The organism is Sphingomonas gilva, assembly GCF_003515075.1.
Classification (GTDB): Bacteria; Pseudomonadota; Alphaproteobacteria; order Sphingomonadales; family Sphingomonadaceae; genus Sphingomonas; species Sphingomonas gilva.
The window spans coordinates 25,067-42,054 of the sequence record NZ_QWLV01000002.1 but is presented as its reverse complement, the minus strand read 5'-3'; the positions used below and the strand labels follow the sequence as shown (position 1 = coordinate 42,054).

Sequence of the window (16,988 nt, the reverse complement as noted above, 5' to 3'; positions counted from 1 at the left end):
CCCCTGCCTTCGCAGGGGCGACGGGTTAGGCGTATTCGCCGATCACCGACTTCACCTCCATGAACTCCCGAAGGCCGTATTTGCCGTATTCGCGGCCATTGCCCGATTGCTTGTAGCCGCCGAACGGCGCGCCGGGATCGGGCTGGCCGCCGTTCACATAGACCATCCCCGCGCGCAGTCGCGGCGCGACGCGGCGCACGCCCTCGGCATCGCCGAACACGACCGCGGAGAGGCCGTAATTGGTGTCGTTGGCGATTCGCACCGCCTCCTCCTCATCCGCATAGGGGATGATGGTGACGACGGGGCCGAAGATCTCCTCGCGCGCGATGGTCATGTCGTTGGTGACGCCGGAGAACAAGGTCGGCTTGACATAATAGCCGGTCTCGACGCCGTCGGGCCGGCCCGGGCCGCCGGTCTCCAGCCTGGCGCCCTCCTCCATGCCCTTGGCGATCAGGCCCTGAATCTTGTCGAACTGCGCCTTGTTGACCACGGGGCCGATATGGCGGCCCTCGGCCATCGGATCACCGGTCTGGGTCGCCTGCAGCACCTGCTTCGCCACTGCGACGGCTTCGTCCGCCTGGTCCTTGTGGACCAGCACGCGGGTGGGGGCGATGCAGCTCTGGCCGGAATTGACCAGCACGCTCATCAGCGTGCCGGGAATCGCGCGGGAGAGGTCTGCGCCGGGCAGCACCACCGAAGGCGACTTGCCGCCCAGTTCCTGATGCACGCGCTTGACGGTGTCGGCGGCGGCCTTGGCCACCATCACCCCGGCGCGGGTCGAGCCGGTGAAGCTGACCATGTCGATATCGGGATGCGTGCTGAGCGCGGTGCCGACGCCGGGGCCGTCGCCCTGGACCAGGTTGAACACGCCCGCGGGGACGCCCGCCTTGTCCATCACCTCGGCGAAGATCGCCGCCGATCCGGGGCATTCCTCGCTGGGCTTGAGGATCATCGTGTTGCCGGCGGCGAGCGCGGGGGCGACCTTGGCGACGATCTGGTTCATCGGCCAGTTCCACGGGGTGATGAGGGCGACGACGCCGATCGGCTCATGCACCACCAGGCTGTTGCCGGCCTTCTCGGTGAACTCGAATTCCTTCAGCGCCGCGATCGCCGCCATGAAATGGCCGATGCCGCTGCCCACCTGCGCCGTCTTCGCGATCGAGATCGGGCAGCCCATCTCCATCGCGATCGCCTCGGCGATGTCGCCGCTGCGGTTCTTGTACTCGGCCAGGATCGCCTCGAGCAGCGCGACGCGTTCGTCGACGGTCGTGCGGCTGAAGCTGTCGAAGGCTTTGCGCGCGGCGGCGACGGCCTTGTCGACATCGGCGGCGCTGCCCAGCGTGATCTCGGTGCAGGATTCCTCGGTGGCGGGGTTGATCACCTCGTGGCGCTTCCCACCTTCGCTCTCGACCCACCGGCCGCCGATATAGTGGTTGAGGTAGCTCTTCATCCTCGCCTCCGTCGATCGAATATCAGGTATGGTGGCTGACATGGCGCGCCGCAAAGCGCGTTGCAAGGTGAAAGGGAGACCGGCAATGGCGCGAAGTGCGGTGATCGAACGGACGGGCGGGCCCGAGGTGATCGAGTGGCGCGAGGCCGATCTGCCTGAACCCGGCGCAGGCGAGGTGCGCGTGCGCCACACCGCGGTCGGCCTCAACTATATCGACACCTATCACCGTTCCGGCCTCTATCCGGTGCAGTTGCCGAGCGGCCTCGGGTCCGAAGCCGCCGGCACGGTCGAGGCGGTGGGAGCGGGCGTCTCCGCCCTCGCACCGGGGGACCGCGTCGCGACCTTCGGTCCCGGGCTCGGCGCCTACGCCACCGCGCGCAACGTCGCGGCGTCGTCGCTGTTCAAGCTGCCCGACGACATCGACGACCGCACCGCGGCGGCGATCATGCTCAAGGGCTGCACCACCGAGTTCCTCGTCGAACGCTGCGCGCGCGTCGAGGCGGGCCAGACCGCGCTGGTCCACGCCGCGGCGGGCGGGGTCGGGCATCTGCTGGTCGGCTGGCTCAAGGCGGTGGGCGCGACCGTGATCGGCAGCGTCGGCAGCGAGGAGAAGGCGGAACGGGCGAGAGCGGCCGGGGCAGATCATGTGCTGCTGCACAAGCAGGAGGATGTCGCCGCGCGGGCGCGCGAACTGACCGACGGGCGCGGCGTGGACGTGGTGTTCGACGGCGTCGGCATGGCGATGTGGAAGATGTCGCTCAAGGCGGCGGCGCGGCGCGGGATGATCGTCAGCTTCGGCAATGCCGGCGGCGCGGTGGAGGGCGTGGGGCTGGGAGTTCTGGCACGGCACGGATCGCTGTTCGTCACCCGGCCGACGCTGTTCGACTATTACATCACGCCCGAGGAGCGCGAGGCCGGAGTCGCGCGGCTGTGGGAGATGCTGCGTTCGGGGGCGATCGCGCCGGAGATCGGCCAGACCTTCGCGCTGACCGACGCCGCCGAGGCCCACCGCGCGCTGGAGGCGGGCGAGACCAGGGGCGCGTCGCTGCTGATTCCCTAGGCGGGTCTGACTTGTCATTGTAACGCCGCGGGCGCACAAACCCTTTGACCAAGAGGAAAAAAGGGAAGCGCGATGCCCGAGATTTCCGCAGCGGTGGGCCCGGGCGCGACGAATGCGCCCGCCGATGTCCGCATCATCCAGGATCTGCTGATTCGGCACAGCCGCTGGTTGAACGGCGTTCCAGCCCCGCAGGCCAGCGGCCAGTTCGATCAGGCCACCGCCGCCGCAATCGTCGGTTTTCAGGCGGATGGTGCGGCGCTTGCCCGGCCCGACGGCAGGGTCGATCCGCGCGGCTTCACCTTGTCGCGGCTCAATCTTTCCGCGATCATCGGGCCGCAGCACCGCATCTTCCACAATCTGTGCTGGGGCCATTTCGGCGATACGCTGACCGCCGCCGATTATGCCGCCGCCGCCACGCGCCTGTCGTGCGAAGCCGCGGCGATCCGCGCCGTCGCCGAAACCGAGGCGCGGGACGAGGCGTGGGATTCGATGGGACGCCCGATCATCCTGTTCGAACGGCACAAGTTCAGGCGCTGGACCAATGGCCGCTTCGACCGCACGCACAGCGATATCTCGCACCCCGATTGGGGCGGCTATGGCCGGTCTTCGGCGCAATATGGCCGGCTGCGCCGCGCGGCGATGCTGGATGAGGCCGCGGCGCTCAAATCCGCTTCGTGGGGGTTGTTCCAGATTCTCGGCGAGAATCACGTTGCTGCGGGGCACGGCACGGTGGAGGCGTTAGTGACGGCGATGATGAACAGCCAGGCCGATCACCTCGCCGCGTTCGTCGCCTTTGTCTCGGCCGACGCCAACCTCACCCGCGCGATCCGCGACAAGGATTGGACGAGCTTTGCGCGGCGCTATAATGGCCCTCAATATGCGCGCAACGATTATGACGGGAAGATGCGCCGCGCTTATGAGCGGCTGAGCGCGCCGGTGCGATAATGGAAAGGCTCGCGATGTTCGCTTCGTTCGCAGCATTATTCGCACTCTCCGCTTGCGGCCAATCGGCCCCGCGGCCAGCGAACGAACGGTCGGCCACCTCCGCGCCGCTTCCTTCCGGACAAGCGGAGGCGGAAAAGGCCGAAAAGGCTGACGGATCGGCGCGAACGATCAGCCTTGGCGCGGAAGGGACGGTGACCGTCGTACCGTTTCGCACGGTAGAGAAGCGGGGGCTGTCCGACTCGCAGTGCGGCGTCACGATCGACGGCAAGCGCCTGGTCACGATCGGAACGGGCGAGACCGAGGTCTACACCTGCTATCGGCTCACCGGCGCCGGCGCGTTGCCGCCCGATGACGCTGCGCAACGCATCGGCCTGCTCTACGATGTCGGATCGCCCAATGCCGATTTTCATACCGCGGTCGTCCTGCGGCGCGCGGCAGAGGGCTGGCAGGTGGACGAGGGCTTGTCCGGCAGGTTCGACAGCGCGCCCGAAGCGAAATCGATCGAGGCGCTGGCCGAGGCGCTGCCCTGATCATCCCTGACCAGGATAGGTCCTCTCCTTGAGCAGGCCGGCCAGGTGCACGGCGTTCGATGCGAGCATTTCCGCCGTCTGGGTCACCTTGTCGGGCGTCTCCGGCAGGTCCTTGAAGTCGACCGATCCCATCGCCTCGCCGACCCAATAGCAGGCGGCGCCGGCCGGGATGGTCCAACCGGTATCGTTCAGCGACTGGAACAGCTGCGCCGACGACCAGTGCGCGCCGTCCTCGTTGCCGACGATCGCCGCGACCGCGACCTTGCCGTAGCTCGGCATGCGGCCCCTGTCGTCGGTCTCGGAGAGGAAGGCGTCCATCCGTTCGAGCACGCGCTTGGCGATGCTGCCGATCTGCCCCATCCAGATCGGCCCGCCGAAGATCAGGATATCGTGCGCCAGGATCTTCGCGCGGATCGCCGGCCAGGCGTCGCCCTCGCCCTCGTCTGAGGTGACGCCGGGCTTCACGTCATGCTCCGCGATGCGGATCGTCTCGCTGATCCGCACATCATGTTCGGTGAAGGCTTTCCCAAGCACCGCGATCATCGCGTCGGTCGAGGATTCGCCCTCGGCCTTGAGGGTGCAGTTGATGGCGATGGCGGTGACGGTCATGGGGGTTTCTCCTTGAGCTGAACCCCTAACGGGCCGGACGCGCCTCCGATCCATCCGGGCCCGACCGTGCGTCGCAAGAGTCGCGGGTGTTCGGACATTGCGTTGCGCGGGTAGGAAATTTCGTTGCGTCGCCGCTGCCGATCAGCGCCATCGCCTCGGCGAAGATCTCCTCGGGTGCGGCGTGGCCATGGGCCGCGGCGAGCCGGTCCGCGGCGCGATCCTGGGCGAACAGCGCCGAGGTGAGCAGGCGGTTGTCATAATGCTGGCGCACGCCGACCTGCCGTCCGCGATGGAAGACCGGCCGCTCGATCGGGCCGAAGCCGCGCGCAACCACCGTATCCCAGGCGCGGCTCGCGGCGATCGCCTGCGCCTCGTCCCACGCGGCGGCGAAGCTCTCGGCACCGGGCCGGGCGCGCAACCGATAGGCGGAACGCGCCGACCGCCCGACGCTGCGCGCCGCCGCGGCGACCACGCCCAGCCTGACGAGCGCGCGGATGAACTCGCGCTGGACATGCGGATGCCAGTCCGCCGCCGTCGCCCGGCCGAGCGGGACGGGGGTGAAGAGGAGCAGGTCGTCAGGCGAGTCGGAGGGGAACATATAAAGAACAATGACGTAGGATTTCCTACAAATAAAGCGAAATCCGCGAAGCGCCCGCACGGCCTCCAGCGCGATGTGCTGTAAAGAGTTCTTGACAGGTCTGGGTGCGTCGCTGTAAAGAGCTCTTTACAGGCAATCGAGGCGCAGATGCTCAACAAGGTTCGCGAGTTCCGCGAAGGACGGGGATGGAGCCAGGGCGAACTGGCCAACCGCCTCGGCGTGTCGCGGCAGACGATCAACGCGGTCGAGACCGACAAATATGACCCGAGCCTGCCGTTGGCGCTGCGCATGGCGCGGCTGTTCGGCGTCGCGGTGCCCGATCTTTTCATCGACGAATGGCAACCGGAGGATGGACAATGAACAAGCCAGCGCAAAGGACATGGCGCAAGCCGGTGATCAGCGCCGCGATCGGCGCCCTGTTCGGGTTCGGCGCGATGATGGGCTTCCTCAATCTGGGCGGCGAGGTTTCCGCGAGCTGGAGCGGGGGGCGTATCGCCTTGAGCGGCGTAGGATTCGTCTATCTGCTGACGGGGCTGTTCGTCGGCTTCGGCATTCTTGCGCCGTCGCTCGGCGCGCGCGTGCTCAACGTCGGCGATGCGGAGGAACTGCGCGAGCAGCGTGCGATCCTGTCGGGCAGCGCGCTCTCCATGGGCGCGTTCGGCGCGATGCTGCTGTTGCTCGCCGCGGCCGGCGCCGGCGGCTTCGTGGCGGATTGGGTGGCGATCGCGGCGATGCTCGCATCGATCGCGATCAACATCGCGATCTATCTGCGGCAATGGCGGCTTTATGACGAGCTCTGGCGGCAGCTGTCATGGGAAGGTTCGGCCTTCGCGATGCACCTGCTGCTGCCGGCGCTGATCCTGTGGGCGGGGCTCGCCCATCTCGGCCATCTTCCCGCGATCGATCCGCTGGGGGTCGTCGCGCTCGCCGCGGCGGCGGTCCTGCTCGGCGCGTTCATGGCGGCCGGCCGGCGCGGGTTGCTCGCGCAGCGCTAGAGCGGAGGGGGGCGGCCGGACCGACTCGCCGTGCCCCTCACCGCGTCATGTTTGGCGAACGCCCGCTCTCAGGGCGCCTCTCGTTCGAGCATCAGCCATATCTGCGCTTCGGAGGGGACCGTTCGAGGGCTCGCCGGGCAACCGGCTGCGGGAGAGCCCGCGATGAGCACCATCTCAGCCTGAATATTGGCGACGCGCAGACCATGCGCGGCCAGCGCCGCTTCGACCGGCGCGACCGGTCCGGCGGCATTGAGCGCGTCGTTCAGCGGCCCCGCGGCCCCGGCGCTGTCGATACCGTCCTTCCAACGAGGATCGCGGGCGAGCCGCGCCAACAGCGCACAATGATCGAAGATTCCGCCTGCGGCCAAGGCCGTGCGACCGAGCGCCAGCTGGCGCGCGCCCGCTAGCGACTCGGCGCCGCGCAGGGTTCGGGCCAAGCCCTCGGCCGGAGCGTCGCAGGTTCCTCGCAGCATGGCGACGCCATCGGCCCCGGGAGGCTCGATCACATAGTCACAGGCGACATCGGCGGACTGTTCGGGCTGCGTCGCGGCGGACGGCTGTCCGGCCGAACACCCGCCGCCGAGGAGCGCCAGCGCGATCACGCCGGACAATAGCCTGCGCAACATCACAGCTTCCAGAACCAGATGCTCTTGCACTTGTCCATATAGTTGCCGTGGGCGGTGCGGTAGCTGATGGTCCGATCGATGACGTGGCCCCACCAGTCCTTTTCTTCCACCACCGAACCGTCGATCAGATCGATATGGCCGCCCAGCTGGCCGCCGACGTCATAGCCCGCGATCTGCCAGAAGCTGATCACGCCGTCGGTCCCGGCGAGCCTCCTGTTCCCCAGCGCCGCATCGCATTTCAGCGGCTCGCCCCAGATTTCCCGCAGATTTTCGGATAGCCTGTCCTGGCGCGGTTCGATCCATTTGCCCTTGAGCGGCCCGGCGAGCGCACGCATTCCGGCGCTGCTCTTGATGGCGACGCCGCTCAGGCCAAGGGCAATGCTCATCCGCAGCGCGCAGGTGTTCTCCCAACCCGGTTTGCCGTAGAACTCGCCCCAGCCGATATGCGTGAATACCGACTTGGGATCGCCTTTTGGATAGTTCAGCCACATCGCGTTGAACGCAGGCTTGGCCACAACCGTTCTCCCCCCGAGAATGGATATCGTTGCGACCTTGGGAAGATCGTTGCGAATCTGATCGTTGAAGTCAATTCGAAAGACACGGAGCGGCGGTCGATCTTCGGATCATCCAAAGGCGGGGCGCCTGATGTCGCGGCTCGAGAAAGAGGACATGAAAAGGGGCGCCCGAACAGCTTCGGGCGCCCCCTTTGTCTTTTCGTCAACGACGCGGGCGTGGCCGCGTTTACGAGCTGTAGTACATATCGTATTCCACCGGGCTCGGCGTGGTTTCGAAGCGGATCACTTCTTCCCACTTCAGCTCGGCATAGGATTCGATCTGGTCCTTGGTGAACACGTCGCCGCGCAGCAGGAACTCGTTGTCCTCCTGAAGCGCGATCAGCGCCTCGCGGAGAGAGCCGCAGACCGTCGGCACGTTGACCAGCTCGGCGGGCGGCAGGTCGTACAGGTTCTTGTCCATCGCCTCGCCCGGATGGATCTTGTTCTGGATGCCGTCGAGACCAGCCATCAGCAGCGCCGCATAGGCGAGGTAGGGATTGGCGAGCGCGTCGGGGAAGCGGAACTCGACTCGCTTGGCCTTGTCGCCCGTGCCGTAGGGGATGCGGCACGAGGCGGAGCGGTTGCGGCTCGAATAGGCGAGCAGCACCGGCGCCTCGAAGCCCGGCACCAGCCGCTTGTAGCTGTTGGTGGTGGGATTGGTGAAGGCGTTCAGCGCGCGCGCGTGCTTGATCACGCCGCCGATGAAGAACAGGCAGGTTTCCGAAAGGCCGGCATAGCCGTTGCCGGCGAACAGCGGCTTGCCGCCGTCCCAGATCGACATGTGCGTGTGCATGCCCGATCCGTTGTCGTCCTTGATCGGCTTGGGCATGAAGGTCGCGGTCTTGCCGTAGGCGTGCGCGACCTGGTGGACGACGTACTTGTAGATCTGCATGCGGTCCGCAGTCGTCACCAGCGTGCCGAAGGTCAGGCCCAGCTCGTGCTGCGCGGCGGCGACCTCATGATGGTGCTTGTCGCACGGCAGGCCCATTTCGAGCATGGTCGAGACCATCTCGGCGCGGATGTCGACCGCGGAGTCGACCGGCGCGACCGGGAAATAGCCGCCCTTGGCGCGCGGGCGGTGGCCGAGATTGCCGCCTTCATAGTCGCGACCGGAATTCTCCGGCAGCTCGACATCGTCGATCTTGAAATAGCTCGACGAGTAGCTGTTCTCGAACTTGACGTCGTCGAACATGAAGAACTCGGCTTCGGGGCCGACATAGATGGTGTCGCCGATGCCGGTGCTCTTCAGGTAGGATTCGGCGCGCTTGGCGGTCGAGCGCGGATCGCGGTCATAGAGGTCGCCGGTCGAGGGCTCGACGATGTCGCAGACCAGGATCAGCATCGGCGTCGCCGAGAAGGGATCGACCCACACCGCGTCCAGATCGGGCTTCAGGATCATGTCCGATTCGTTGATCGCCTTCCACCCGGCGATCGAGGAGCCGTCGAACATCAGGCCGTCGGTCAGCTGGTCCTCGTCCAGGCCCGATGCGACCATCGACAGGTGCTGCCACTTGCCCTTGGGATCGGTGAAGCGGAGATCGACCCATTCGATCTCCTGGTCCTTGATCATCTGCAGGATGTCGTTGGCGGTGTTGGCCATTTCGTTCGCTTTCCCTCGTGCGTCGCCCCCGCGAAGGCGGGGGCCGGTATGTTGGTGTTTCACTGCCCAGGGGCCCCCGCCTTCGCGGGGGCGACCTTCTAGGTTTCTAGATCGCATCCTCGTTGCGCTCGCCGGTGCGGATGCGGAGCGCCGTTTCCACCGGAATGACGAAGATCTTGCCGTCGCCGATGCGGCCGGTCTGCGCGGCGGCGGCGATCGCCTCGACCACGCGGTCCGCCAGGCCGTCCTCGACCACCACCTCCAGCTTCACCTTGGGCAGGAAGTCGACGACATATTCGGCGCCGCGATAGAGCTCGGTATGGCCCTTCTGGCGACCGAAGCCCTTAGCCTCGGTCACGGTGATGCCGCTGACGCCGACCTCGTGCAGCGCCTCCTTCACCTCATCGAGCTTGAACGGCTTGATGATCGCCTCGATCTTCTTCACGCGCGTAATCCCCCGCCAACCTGTGGCGATCCTTGTGCCTTGCCGGGTGCATTGCAGCAAGCGTGCCAGCCGCGCGACGGGCGGGATGACGTGGATAAATACGACCAGGCGCCCGCCGCGCTGCCCAAAAAACGGGCAACATCCCGTCATGTGCTTGATCGTGCGGCAGCGATCCCGATGTTGGGGCGGTGAACGGCTTCCCCTCCCACTGGCTCAACCCGCCCGGCCTCAAGGCGGCGAGCCAGGTGCAGCGCGAAATCGCGGAAATCACCGAGTGCGACGACCGAATCGGGCCGGTGCGGCGGATCGTGGGCGTCGACACCTCGATGAAGTGGCGCGACAGCCGCGGGCCGATCCACGCCGCCGCCGCGCCGATCTCCTGGCCGGGAGGGGCTGCGGAGATCGCGGCGAGCGTCACGCTCGTGCCCGACATCCCCTATGTCCCCGGCTATCTCGGCTTTCGCGAGACGCCGGCGATCCTGGCGGCGCTGGCGCTGCTCGACGCGCCGCCCGATCTGATGCTGGTCGACGGTCACGGCCGCTCGCACCCGCGCCGCTGCGGCATCGCGACGCATGTCGGCGTGCTCGCCGGCGTGCCGACGATCGGCTGCGCCAAGACGATCCTATGCGGGCGGATCGAGGGCGAACTGGGCGCGGCGCGCGGCAGCCGCGCGCCTCTGGTCGATCGCGGCGAGATCGTCGCGGTGGCGCTCCGGACGCGCGAACGCGCCGCGCCGATCTACGTCTCGACCGGTCACCGCGTCTCGCTCGAGACCGCGGTCGAATGGGTGCTGAAGCTGTGCGACGGCCGCCGCCTGCCGCTGCCCATCCGCCTGGCGCACGACGCCGCCAATGCGGCCCGGCGCGTGGCGGAGGCGGCTCAGTAAGGCGGGCGGTCGAGTCCTGCGGGGCTCCTGGTGAAGATCTCGCAGCCGGTTTCGGTGATCCCCACCGAATGCTCGAACTGCGCGGAGAGCGACCGGTCGCGCGTCACCGCCGTCCAGCCGTCGTCCAGCACCTTCACGTCGGGGCGGCCGATGTTGATCATCGGCTCGATGGTGAAGAACATGCCCGGCTTGAGCTCGGGCCCGGTGCCGGGGCGGCCGACATGGACGACCTCGGGCGCGTCGTGGAACAGCCGGCCGACGCCGTGGCCGCAGAAATCGCGGACGACGCCGTAGCGGTGGCTTTCGGCGTAGCGCTGGATGGCGTTGGCGACGTCGCCAAGATGGTTGCCGGGCCGCGCCTGCTCGATGCCGAGCATCATCGCCTCATAGGTCGCGTCGACCAGCCGGCGCGCCTTGATCGGCACGTCGCCGACCAGGAACATGCGGCTGGTGTCGCCATGCCAGCCGTCGACGATCACGGTCACGTCGATATTGGCGATATCGCCCGATTTGAGCGTCTTGGCCGAGGGGATGCCGTGGCAGACGACATGGTTGATCGAGATGCAGGAGCTGTGCGTGTAGCCGCGATAGCCGAGCGTCGCGGGAATGCCGCCGCCGCGCAGCATATGCTCGCGGACCATGTCGTCTAGCGCCTCGGTCGAAACGCCGGGGACGACATGCGGCGCGAGCATGTCGAGCACCTCCGCCGCCAGCCGGCCCGCGCGGCGCATTCCTTCGAAGCCTTCGGGGCCGTGCAGCTTGATCGCACCGGTGCGCAGTGGTGCATCGGCGGCGCCGATCGTCACATATTCGGTCATGCCCCCCGATATAGCGCGGCAGTCCGCGCTTTGCGAGGGGGCCGGGACGGGTCTATGGCCGCGAGCATGAGCGAGACGCGCATCTGGACCGCGGCCCTGGCGGTGATCGGCGACGAGATCCTGTCCGGCCGCACCCAGGACAAGAATGTCGCACAGGTCGCCAAATGGCTGAACGTCCAGGGCATCCGCCTGGTCGAGGTGCGCGTGGTGCCGGACGACACCGCGGCGATCGTCGCGGCGGTCAATGCCCTGCGCGCGCGCAACGACTATCTGTTCACCACCGGCGGCATCGGGCCGACGCACGACGACATCACCGTCGATGCGATCGCCGAAGCGCTGGGCCTCGCCGTGACCTATCACCCGGACGCGCTGGCGGTGCTGCAGCGCTATTACGAGACTCGCGGCGGGCTGACCGAGGCGCGGATGCGCATGGCGCGCGTGCCGGAAGGGGCGGCGCTGATCCCCAACCGCATGTCCGGCGCGCCCGGCATCCATATCGACAACATCTTCGTGATGGCGGGGGTGCCGCACATCACCGCCGGGATGCTCGATTCGCTCACCGGGACGCTGGAGGGCGGACTGCCCGTGCTGTCCGCGACGATCGGCGTCTGGGTCGCGGAGAGCGAGGTGGCCGATCTGCTCGGCGCGGTGGAGAAGGCCCATCCGGCGGCGGCGATCGGCAGCTACCCATTCTTTCGCGAAGGCCGGGTGGGCGCGAATTTCGTCGTGCGATCGGTGGAAAGGGCGGCGCTGGAGGCCTGCCTGTGTGAGTTGCGCGAGCGGCTGACGGAGGCCGGGCACGTCGTTGTGAGCGATGGGATCTGACAAAGCGCCGCGGGCAAAGCCCGCGTCGTCGGTCGGCGCCGCCGGCCGGTCGCGCCGCAAATAGCGCGATCCAGCTTTGCTGGATCGTCGCGCGGCGCGACCTGGAGCGGGTGAGGGGAATCGAACCCCCGTCGTAAGCTTGGAAGGCTTCTGCTCTACCATTGAGCTACACCCGCCCGCGCGGCCGACGCGTTGCCACATCCGGTTGCGCGCGGTCAATGCGCTGCGTGCCGCGATGCGCTAAGCGACGGCGACAAGGAGACGCCAATGGACGGCAGCGCGATGGAAATCCTCAAATGGACCGCTTCGATCGGCGGCATGATCGCCGCCGCGATGATCGCCTGGAACGGCGGGCGGCGGCTGACCGGCTGGGGATTCGTCGTGTTCCTCGGCGCTTCGGTCGCCTGGATCATCTCGGGCTTCCTGACCGGCGAGAATGCGCTGGCGGTGCAGAACATCGTGCTGTTCGGCATCAACGCGCTCGGCGTGTACCGCTATCTCTGGCGCAAGGACGATCCGTCGGAGAATGCAAGCTGAACCGTCGCCCCTGCGCGGGCAGGGGCCTTTATCGGCATATGCAGCGTCGAATGTGCCACAAACCCATCGGCCCCTGCCTGAGCAGGGGCGACGATAGTTGCTCAAGCGTGCGACTTAGGCTCTATTCGGTTGCGATAAGCAACGGGAGGGGCCGATGACCGATCTGCGCGCGATGCTGGACGTGCAGCGCACGGCGTTCGACGCCGATCTGCCGGTGGCGATTTCCCTCCGCAAGGACCGGCTGCGCCGCGCCATCGCGATGGTGAAGGACAATGCGCCGCGCCTGTGCGACGCGCTGTCGGAGGATTTCGGCCATCGCAGCCGCGAGCAATCGATGATCACCGACATCGCCGCCTCGATCGGCCCCCTGCGCCACGCGATGAAGCATGCCGCCGGCTGGGCGAGGAGCGAGCGGCGATCGGTGCAGTTCCCGCTCGGGCTGCTCGGCGCGCGCGCGTGGGTCGAGTACCAGCCGAAGGGCGTGGTCGGCGTGATCAGCCCATGGAACTTCCCGGTCAATCTGGTGATGGGGCCGCTCGCCGGCATCTTCGCCGCGGGCAACCGGGCGATGGTCAAGACGTCCGAATACACCCCCGCCGTCGCCGCCGCGCTTCAGGTGCTCGCGGCCGAATATTTCGACGCGAGCGAGCTCGCCTTCGTCTCGGGCGGGCCGGAGGTCGGCAAGGCTTTCGCCGAGCTGCCCTTCGACCACCTGATCTTCACCGGCGCGACCGGGATCGGCCGGCACATCCTCCACGCCGCGGCGGACAATCTGACGCCCGTCACGCTGGAGCTGGGCGGCAAGTCCCCCGCCATCGTCGGACGCGGCGCCGATATCGCCCGCGCGACCGACAGGGTGGTGACGGGCAAGATGATGAACGCCGGCCAGATCTGTCTCGCGCCCGATTACATGCTGGCGCCCGAAGCGCAGGAGCAGCAGGTGGTCGACGGGCTGGTCGCCGCGGCGAGCGCGCAATATCCCTGGCTGCTCAACAACCCGGACTATACCGCGATCATCAACGATCGCCACTTCGCGCGGCTTTCCGCCTGGCTCGACGATGCGCGCGCGAAGGGCGCCGAGATCGTCACGGTCAACCCGTCGAACGAGGATTTCGCCACCAGCAACGCGCGCAAGATGCCGCTCCACATCGTGCGCGGCGCCACCGACGACATGACCGTGATGCAGGAGGAAATCTTCGGCCCCATCCTCCCCGTGCGGACCTACAAGCACCTCGACGACGCCATCGCCGAGGTGAACCGCCGCGACCGTCCGCTCGGCCTCTATTACTTCGGCGGAGACAGCACCGAGCGCCGCCGCGTGCTCGACCGGACGATATCGGGCGGGGTCACGCTCGACGACGTGATCTTCCACGTCTCGATGGAGGACCTGCCCTTCGGCGGCGTCGGTCCATCGGGCATGGGCGCCTATCACGGCCGCGACGGCTTCAAGACCTTCAGCCATGCCCGCGCGGTGTTCCGCCAGTCGAAGCTGGACGTCGCCAGGCTCGCCGGCCTGAAGCCGCCCTACGGCAAGGCGACGGCCAAGACGATCCGGCAGCAGATCGGCTGATCGTCGCCCCTGCGAAGGGAGGGGCCTCAGGCGGCATGCGAAACGCCCGATGTGCCACAAACCCAGAAGCCCCTGCCTGCGCAGGGGCGACGATGGTGGTTTACGCTTGCGTAAAGCGGCGCACGCACCATACTCTGTTTTCAAATCACGACCGAGTCTCAAGGAGAGCGAGAATGGCCGAGGCCTATATCGTCGATGCGGTGCGCACCGCGGGCGGCAAGCGCGGGGGGCGGCTCGCCGGCACCCACCCGGTGGACATGGGCGCGGCGGTGCTCGACGCGATCGTCGAGCGCACCGGGATCGACGGCGCCATCGTCGATGACGTCATCATGGGTTGCGTCATGCAGGGCGGGCAGCAGAGCTTCCAGGTCGGCCGCAACTGCGTGCTCGCCTCGCACAAGCTGCCCGACAGCGTCCCCGCGGTCACCATCGACCGCCAGTGCGGATCCTCGCAGCAGGCGATGCAGTTCGCCGCCCAGGCGGTGATGTCGGGCACGCAGGACGTGGTGATCGCCGCGGGCGTCGAGAGCATGACGCGCGTGCCGATGGGCTCGACCGGTGCGTTCCACGCCAAGGAGGGGCTGGGCAACTACAAGTCGCCGCGGCTGGAGGAGAAATTCCCCGGCATCATGTTCAGCCAGTTCATCGGCGCCGAGATGGTGGCCAGGAAGCACGGCTTTTCCAAGGACGAGCTCGACGCCTATGCGCTCGAATCGCACAGGCGCGCGGCCAGGGCGGCGGCGGAGGGCCGGTTCGACAACGAGATCGTCCCGCTCGATATCGAGACGCCCGAAGGCCCGGCGAAGCACAGCGCGGACGAAGGTGTTCGCGCCGATGCGACGCTGGAGGGCATCCAGGGCGTCAAGCTGCTGCAGGAGGGCGGGGCGATCACCGCCGCCAACGCCAGCCAGATCTGCGACGGGGCGAGCGCGGTGCTGATCGTCTCGGGCGATGCGCTCAGGAAATACGGCCTCAAGCCCCGCGCGCGCATCGTCAACGTGACGGTCACCGCGGGCGATCCGGTGATCATGCTGGAAGAGCCGTTGTTCGCCACCGACAAGGCGCTGAAGAAGGCCGGCCTCACCATCGACGATATCGACGTCGCCGAGGTCAACGAGGCGTTCGCGCCGGTGCCGATGGCGTGGATGAAGCACACCGGCGCTGCCCATGAGAAGACCAACGTCAACGGCGGCGCGATCGCGCTGGGCCATCCGCTCGGCGCGTCGGGCACCAAGCTGATGGCGACCCTGCTCAACGCGCTCGAGCAGCGCGGCGGCCGCTACGGGCTCCAGACGATGTGCGAAGGCGGCGGCATCGCCAATGTCACCATCATCGAGCGGGTCGACGCGCCGGTGGAGGAGGCGAAGGCGGCGTAATGTCCGTCGCTCCTGCGCAGGCAGGGGCCTCTGGGTTTGTGGCACATACGACACCTGCGCTTGCCGACTGAGGCCCCTGCCTGCGCAGGGGCGACGGAAAGGGAGAAAGAATGAAACTCGATCAAACCATATCCGCCGTCGTCACCGGCGGCGCCTCGGGCCTCGGCGCCGCTACCGCGCGGGCGCTCGCCGCGAAGGGCGTGAAGGTCGCGATTTTCGATCTCCAGGCCGAGAAAGGCGAGGCGATCGCGGCCGAGATCGGCGGCATATTCTGCGAGGTCAACGTCACCAGCGACGAGAGCGTCGACGCCGGCTTCGCCAAGGCGCGCGCCGCGCACGGCCAGGAACGCATCCTGGTCAATTGCGCCGGCACCGGCAATGCGATGAAGACCGCCAGCCGTTCGAAGGAAGACGGCAGCATCAAGCATTTCAGCCTCGAGGCGTTCAACTGGCTCATCCAGATCAACCTGGTCGGCACCTTCCGCTGCATCGCCAAATCGGCCGCCGGGATGCTGACGCTCGATCCGCAGGAAGACGGCGAGCGCGGCGCGATCGTCAACACCGCCAGCGTCGCGGCGGAGGACGGGCAGATCGGCCAGGCGGCCTATTCGGCGTCGAAGGGGGGCGTGGTCGGCATGACCCTCCCCATCGCGCGCGACCTGATGGGCGAGGGCATCCGCGTGAACACCATCCTGCCCGGCATCTTCGACACCCCGCTGATGCAGGGCGCGCCGCAGCAGGTGCGCGACAACCTCGCGGCCAGCGTGCCCTTCCCCAAGCGGCTCGGCCAACCCGAGGAATACGCCCAGCTCGCGCTCACCATGATCGAATGCGGCTATTTCAACGGTGAGGACGTCCGCCTGGACGGCGCCATCCGCATGGCGCCACGGTAATCACCTCCCCTCCCTGAAAGGGAGGGGCCGGGGGTGGGTTCCTCTCCGCAAACGTATCGTCTGTGGCATCGACCCACCCCCCAGCCCCTCCCTATCCAGGGAGGGGAGTCAATAAGGGAAACTCCCCATGCCCCTCTACGAAATCGCCGGCAAACGCCCCCAGCTCGGCTTCGACGCGTGGGTCGCGCCTTCCGCCGATCTGATCGGCGAGGTGGTGCTGGGGCATGAGGCGAGCGTGTGGTTCGGCGCGTGCATCCGCGCGGACAACACCGTGATCTCGGTCGGCAACCGTTCGAACATCCAGGAAGGCGCGATGCTGCACTCCGATTACGGCGTGCCCTGCACCGTCGGCGCGGACGTGACGGTGGGGCATCACGCCATGCTCCACGGCTGCACCATCGAGGACGAGGCGCTGATCGGCATGAAGGCGACCGTGCTCAACAACGCGGTGATCCCCACCGGCTGCATCGTCGGCGCGGGCGCGCTGGTGACCGAGGGCAAGCGGTTCGAGCCCAACAGCCTGATCGTAGGCGCCCCCGCCAAGGCGATCCGCACGCTAGACGAGGCGCAGCGCGCGATCCTCAAGGCCTCCGCCGCGCACTATGTCGCAAAGGCGAAACAATTCTCGGCCGAACTGCGGCGGCTGGACTAGATTTGGAGGCTGATCACA

Annotated in this window: 20 protein-coding genes and 1 tRNA gene; 12 read left to right on the top strand and 9 right to left on the bottom strand. The window is 67.5% G+C overall.

The genetic code is table 11. From position 1 onward, the window contains the following. Positions 1-25: 25 nt before the first annotated feature. A complete protein-coding gene (locus tag D1610_RS04830; protein ID WP_118863041.1) occupies positions 26-1,450 on the bottom strand; it encodes an aldehyde dehydrogenase family protein in 1,425 nt (474 codons plus the stop codon). A gap of 85 nt (positions 1,451-1,535) precedes the next feature. Here D1610_RS04830 and D1610_RS04825 point away from each other — a divergent pair, with 85 nt between their 5' ends. The 3 genes from D1610_RS04825 (at position 1,536) to D1610_RS04815 (ending at position 3,985) form a co-directional block, all read left to right on the top strand. Continuing rightward, positions 1,536-2,510, top strand: a complete 975-nt coding sequence (locus D1610_RS04825) for a quinone oxidoreductase family protein (RefSeq protein ID WP_118863040.1) — start codon at positions 1,536-1,538, stop codon at positions 2,508-2,510. A gap of 72 nt (positions 2,511-2,582) precedes the next feature. After that, positions 2,583-3,455 (top strand): N-acetylmuramidase family protein, encoded by an 873-nt coding sequence (locus tag D1610_RS04820; protein ID WP_118863039.1) that lies wholly within the window; start codon positions 2,583-2,585, stop codon positions 3,453-3,455. Between the two features lie 191 nt (positions 3,456-3,646). Next, positions 3,647-3,985 carry a hypothetical protein gene (locus D1610_RS04815; protein WP_118863038.1) on the top strand — a complete coding sequence of 113 codons (339 nt, stop codon included), beginning with the start codon at positions 3,647-3,649 and terminating at the stop codon, positions 3,983-3,985. Here the strand turns inward: D1610_RS04815 and D1610_RS04810 are convergent, their stop codons facing one another. Together D1610_RS04810 and D1610_RS04805 are read right to left on the bottom strand one after the other, a co-directional pair. Beyond that, positions 3,986-4,594 (bottom strand): flavodoxin family protein, encoded by a 609-nt coding sequence (locus D1610_RS04810; RefSeq protein WP_118863037.1) that lies wholly within the window; start codon positions 4,592-4,594, stop codon positions 3,986-3,988. 25 nt (positions 4,595-4,619) lie between these two features. Next, positions 4,620-5,192 (bottom strand): hypothetical protein, encoded by a 573-nt coding sequence (locus D1610_RS04805; RefSeq protein ID WP_118863036.1) that lies wholly within the window; start codon positions 5,190-5,192, stop codon positions 4,620-4,622. Positions 5,193-5,339: 147 nt separating this feature from the next. Between D1610_RS04805 and D1610_RS04800 the strand changes: the two genes are divergently transcribed. Next, on the top strand, positions 5,340-5,552 hold the full coding sequence (locus D1610_RS04800) for a helix-turn-helix transcriptional regulator (RefSeq protein WP_118863035.1): 213 nt from the start codon (positions 5,340-5,342) through the stop codon (positions 5,550-5,552). Next, entirely contained in the window at positions 5,549-6,187 is a 639-nt protein-coding gene (locus D1610_RS04795; RefSeq protein ID WP_118863034.1) for a hypothetical protein, read from the top strand. Before D1610_RS04800 ends, D1610_RS04795 begins: the two co-directional genes overlap by 4 nt. Positions 6,188-6,255: 68 nt before the next feature. On the opposite strand, the gene D1610_RS04790 is transcribed toward D1610_RS04795, so the two are convergent. The 4 genes from D1610_RS04790 to D1610_RS04770 all read right to left on the bottom strand — a co-directional run bounded on the left by D1610_RS04790 (position 6,256) and on the right by D1610_RS04770 (position 9,412). Beyond that, positions 6,256-6,843 (bottom strand): hypothetical protein, encoded by a 588-nt coding sequence (locus D1610_RS04790; RefSeq protein WP_182466702.1) that lies wholly within the window; start codon positions 6,841-6,843, stop codon positions 6,256-6,258. Continuing rightward, a complete protein-coding gene (locus tag D1610_RS04785; protein WP_118863032.1) occupies positions 6,813-7,328 on the bottom strand; it encodes a T6SS effector amidase Tae4 family protein in 516 nt (171 codons plus the stop codon). Before D1610_RS04785 ends, D1610_RS04790 begins: the two co-directional genes overlap by 31 nt. A gap of 226 nt (positions 7,329-7,554) precedes the next feature. Continuing rightward, complete coding sequence (gene glnA / locus D1610_RS04780; protein ID WP_118863031.1) at positions 7,555-8,967, bottom strand: type I glutamate--ammonia ligase; 1,413 nt, start codon at positions 8,965-8,967, stop codon at positions 7,555-7,557. A 106-nt stretch (positions 8,968-9,073) separates the two neighbouring features. Beyond that, positions 9,074-9,412 carry a P-II family nitrogen regulator gene (locus D1610_RS04770; RefSeq protein ID WP_118863029.1) on the bottom strand — a complete coding sequence of 113 codons (339 nt, stop codon included), beginning with the start codon at positions 9,410-9,412 and terminating at the stop codon, positions 9,074-9,076. A gap of 188 nt (positions 9,413-9,600) precedes the next feature. Between D1610_RS04770 and D1610_RS04765 the strand changes: the two genes are divergently transcribed. Continuing rightward, positions 9,601-10,299, top strand: coding sequence for an endonuclease V (locus D1610_RS04765; RefSeq protein WP_118863028.1), 699 nt, complete (start codon positions 9,601-9,603; stop codon positions 10,297-10,299). Here D1610_RS04765 and map read toward each other — a convergent pair. Continuing rightward, positions 10,293-11,117, bottom strand: a complete 825-nt coding sequence (map, locus tag D1610_RS04760) for a type I methionyl aminopeptidase (RefSeq protein WP_118863027.1) — start codon at positions 11,115-11,117, stop codon at positions 10,293-10,295. The two genes, D1610_RS04765 and map, sit on opposite strands and share 7 nt — an antisense overlap. Positions 11,118-11,183: 66 nt before the next feature. Between map and D1610_RS04755 the strand changes: the two genes are divergently transcribed. Continuing rightward, positions 11,184-11,942 carry a competence/damage-inducible protein A gene (locus D1610_RS04755; protein WP_118863694.1) on the top strand — a complete coding sequence of 253 codons (759 nt, stop codon included), beginning with the start codon at positions 11,184-11,186 and terminating at the stop codon, positions 11,940-11,942. A gap of 102 nt (positions 11,943-12,044) precedes the next feature. On the opposite strand, the gene D1610_RS04750 is transcribed toward D1610_RS04755, so the two are convergent. Next, positions 12,045-12,118, bottom strand: a tRNA-Gly gene (locus D1610_RS04750). A 91-nt stretch (positions 12,119-12,209) separates the two neighbouring features. Here D1610_RS04750 and D1610_RS04745 point away from each other — a divergent pair. The 5 genes from D1610_RS04745 (at position 12,210) to D1610_RS04725 (ending at position 16,970) form a co-directional block, all read left to right on the top strand. Beyond that, entirely contained in the window at positions 12,210-12,479 is a 270-nt protein-coding gene (locus D1610_RS04745; protein WP_245941987.1) for a hypothetical protein, read from the top strand. Positions 12,480-12,633: 154 nt separating this feature from the next. Beyond that, complete coding sequence (locus D1610_RS04740; protein WP_118863026.1) at positions 12,634-14,049, top strand: coniferyl aldehyde dehydrogenase; 1,416 nt, start codon at positions 12,634-12,636, stop codon at positions 14,047-14,049. Positions 14,050-14,222: 173 nt separating this feature from the next. Then, positions 14,223-15,425 carry an acetyl-CoA C-acetyltransferase gene (locus D1610_RS04735; RefSeq protein WP_118863025.1) on the top strand — a complete coding sequence of 401 codons (1,203 nt, stop codon included), beginning with the start codon at positions 14,223-14,225 and terminating at the stop codon, positions 15,423-15,425. 110 nt (positions 15,426-15,535) lie between these two features. Continuing rightward, positions 15,536-16,318, top strand: coding sequence for an SDR family NAD(P)-dependent oxidoreductase (locus tag D1610_RS04730; protein ID WP_118863024.1), 783 nt, complete (start codon positions 15,536-15,538; stop codon positions 16,316-16,318). A 127-nt stretch (positions 16,319-16,445) separates the two neighbouring features. Further along, complete coding sequence (locus D1610_RS04725; protein WP_118863023.1) at positions 16,446-16,970, top strand: gamma carbonic anhydrase family protein; 525 nt, start codon at positions 16,446-16,448, stop codon at positions 16,968-16,970. The last annotated feature ends 18 nt before the right edge of the window (positions 16,971-16,988 follow it).

Excerpts from the sequence above, each read along its gene's own strand:
- D1610_RS04830 (WP_118863041.1), bottom strand. The coding sequence starts at position 1,450 with ATGAAGAGCTACCTCAACCACTATATCGGCGGCCGGTGGGTCGAGAGC.
- D1610_RS04825 (WP_118863040.1), top strand. The coding sequence starts at position 1,536 with ATGGCGCGAAGTGCGGTGATCGAACGGACGGGCGGGCCCGAGGTGATC.
- D1610_RS04820 (WP_118863039.1), top strand. The coding sequence starts at position 2,583 with ATGCCCGAGATTTCCGCAGCGGTGGGCCCGGGCGCGACGAATGCGCCC.
- D1610_RS04810 (WP_118863037.1), bottom strand. The coding sequence starts at position 4,594 with ATGACCGTCACCGCCATCGCCATCAACTGCACCCTCAAGGCCGAGGGC.
- D1610_RS04805 (WP_118863036.1), bottom strand. The coding sequence starts at position 5,192 with ATGTTCCCCTCCGACTCGCCTGACGACCTGCTCCTCTTCACCCCCGTC.
- D1610_RS04800 (WP_118863035.1), top strand. The coding sequence starts at position 5,340 with ATGCTCAACAAGGTTCGCGAGTTCCGCGAAGGACGGGGATGGAGCCAG.
- D1610_RS04795 (WP_118863034.1), top strand. The coding sequence starts at position 5,549 with ATGAACAAGCCAGCGCAAAGGACATGGCGCAAGCCGGTGATCAGCGCC.
- glnA (WP_118863031.1), bottom strand. The coding sequence starts at position 8,967 with ATGGCCAACACCGCCAACGACATCCTGCAGATGATCAAGGACCAGGAG.
- map (WP_118863027.1), bottom strand. The coding sequence starts at position 11,117 with ATGACCGAATATGTGACGATCGGCGCCGCCGATGCACCACTGCGCACC.
- D1610_RS04755 (WP_118863694.1), top strand. The coding sequence starts at position 11,184 with ATGAGCGAGACGCGCATCTGGACCGCGGCCCTGGCGGTGATCGGCGAC.
- D1610_RS04745 (WP_245941987.1), top strand. The coding sequence starts at position 12,210 with ATGGACGGCAGCGCGATGGAAATCCTCAAATGGACCGCTTCGATCGGC.
- D1610_RS04740 (WP_118863026.1), top strand. The coding sequence starts at position 12,634 with ATGACCGATCTGCGCGCGATGCTGGACGTGCAGCGCACGGCGTTCGAC.
- D1610_RS04735 (WP_118863025.1), top strand. The coding sequence starts at position 14,223 with ATGGCCGAGGCCTATATCGTCGATGCGGTGCGCACCGCGGGCGGCAAG.
- D1610_RS04730 (WP_118863024.1), top strand. The coding sequence starts at position 15,536 with ATGAAACTCGATCAAACCATATCCGCCGTCGTCACCGGCGGCGCCTCG.
- D1610_RS04725 (WP_118863023.1), top strand. The coding sequence starts at position 16,446 with ATGCCCCTCTACGAAATCGCCGGCAAACGCCCCCAGCTCGGCTTCGAC.